This is a genomic window from Glycomyces sp. NPDC021274, from assembly GCF_040641195.1.
Classification (GTDB): Bacteria; Actinomycetota; Actinomycetes; order Mycobacteriales; family Micromonosporaceae; genus Glycomyces.
In genome coordinates this window covers 1-2,049 of record NZ_JBFADC010000042.1, presented here as the reverse complement: position 1 = coordinate 2,049, position 2,049 = coordinate 1, and the positions used below count along the sequence as shown (strand labels likewise).

General features: G+C 71.4%; 2 protein-coding genes. Both read left to right on the top strand.

The genetic code is table 11. The annotated features are described in order from the left end of the window. Positions 1-375 (top strand): hypothetical protein (locus AB0I03_RS26365; protein WP_360417298.1); only part of this gene is annotated, 375 nt, incomplete at its 5' end. Between the two features lie 420 nt (positions 376-795). Next, entirely contained in the window at positions 796-1,944 is a 1,149-nt protein-coding gene (locus AB0I03_RS26360) for a hypothetical protein (protein ID WP_102927040.1), read from the top strand. Positions 1,945-2,049: the final 105 nt, after the last annotated feature.

Sequence of the window (2,049 nt, the reverse complement as noted above, 5' to 3'; positions counted from 1 at the left end):
TTCGGTCACGATGGTCGAGAAGTGCGAGCGGATGCGATCATCCACTGGACCCCCGAGGACGACCCCCAGGATGCCGGGGACGAGGCCACCGTCCCGCAGATCGCGCAGCGGCTCCTGGACGCGTTCGCCGCGGCGGGCGACCCGGAGTGGCTGACCCTGACTCAAATCGCGGACCATCTGGCGACGGTGGACCCGGCGACGTGGGCCCGCTGGGACGGCCGGCGGGACCGGCTGGCCATGGTCGGCCGCACCCTCAACGCGGAACTGCGCAGTGCGGGGCTGACGATCCCCCGAGCGAGGCTGGACTCCACCCTCGACCCGGAGCGGCCGATGGCCTGCAAACTGGCGGACGTGCGGGCCGCCCTGGGCCGGTGACCACCCACCCACCGGCCACCCACCGGCCAGGCCCCGAATCGACCAGCCGGGGCCGGCCAGAACCACCGGCCCCGGCCCCGCGACCGGCCAATCCGGCCGTCGCGACCGGCCGACCAACCCACACTGGTTGGTAGCGAATTCGCGTGCTGACCTGCACTGTCTGGTCAGGTAGGTCAAAATGAGACCCCCCGTCCTGGGGCCCTGGCGCCCTATATATAGAAGTGCGGGCGGGGGTGCGGCCCGGCCGCGGCGTGCTGTGCGGCCGTGCGCGGTGGACGCGCCCGCACCACACCGTGCACGCTCGAATCCAGGGGCACGTACGGGACACGGGTATACACGACACGGGCCCGCCGGCCGCACCAGACCACGCAGACGAGGGGGAGGCAGTGCCACACCACACCACACGCCAGGGGAGCCCCCATGCCTGATCCCACCCCGCCCGCAGACCCCAGTTGCACCGGGCTCCCCGGCGCCGCGTACGACATCTGCGTGGGCCGGACCCAGCCCGGCGGGGGCGGGGGAGCGGGCGCCGCGGACAATCCGCTCGATGCGATGGACCCGCTGACGTCCTTGGCGAAAGCGACCGGGCATGCCGCGGCGTGGATGGTCCGGCATCTGGGTGAGTTCCTCACGTCGCCGCACCAAATCGACCTGGCCAACGCCTCGTTCATCCAGCAGTACGCCGTCGTGTTCGCCGGGAGTTCCCTCCTCGTCCTGGTGCTGTGGCTCAAGGCGATCACGAAACGGGCGGTCAACGGCGCCAGGCTGGTGGATGCCATGCGGGACGCGATCGGCCTGCTGTGGCTGGCGGTGGGCGTCACGGCTTTCGCGCCTGCCCTCCTCTACATCACGATCGAGGCGGTCAGCGCGGTCACCCAGGCGCTGGCCGGCGGTCTCGGTTCGCACGGGGACCTGTTCGCGTCCTGGGCCCGTGATCTGGAGTCGGGCGCGGGCGGCGGGGGCCCGCTGATCTGGCTGCTGAAGGGGTTGGCCACACTGCTGTTGTGTGGGGCGCTCTATCTGCTGGTGATCCTGCGGCGCCTGGCCATCTACGTCGGCGCGATCCTGGGCATCCTCGTTTACAGCGGGCTGGTGGATCGGGACTGGTGGAGCAAGGTCCGCAAGTGGTCCGGGTGCCTCGTCGCCATCATCGGGATAGAGCCCGTCATCGTCATCGTGCTCGGACTCGCCGCCGCACTTCAGGGCGACGCGTCACGCGGAAGTGTCACGACCGGGCTGGCGATCACCGGCATCGCGCTCGGGGCCTCAGTCATGCTGATCACCAAGGTCCCGGGCATGGGCGAGTCGTTCAGGATCGCGCGGGTGCAAGGGCGGATGGCTGGCCGGGTCGCCGGGGGCGCCGTCGGCGCGATGACCGCCTCGGCCGGTACCGGCGCCGCCGCCGGCGTCATGCGCGGGATCTCGACGCACGGAGACCGGTCCAGCGGCAACAACAGCAGCAGTAGCAGCCGCTCCAACGCCAGCAACGGCCCGCAGGGCGGCATGTCCGCCCACAGCCAGCGCAAGCCCCGCCCGCCCCGACCCAAGGACCCCGGCGCCGGCTCATAAGCGCGGACAACAGGGACAGTTGAGGCGATACGCCCCCGCCGGCCGAACCGGCGGGGGCGCGCCTTTTCACCAGGCAAAACAACGCGAGCGGCACGGCCGCCGGAG

What these genes read in the sequence shown, in the direction of transcription:
- AB0I03_RS26360 (WP_102927040.1), top strand. Translation starts at nt 796, where the DNA reads ATGCCTGATCCCACCCCGCCCGCAGACCCCAGTTGCACCGGGCTCCCC.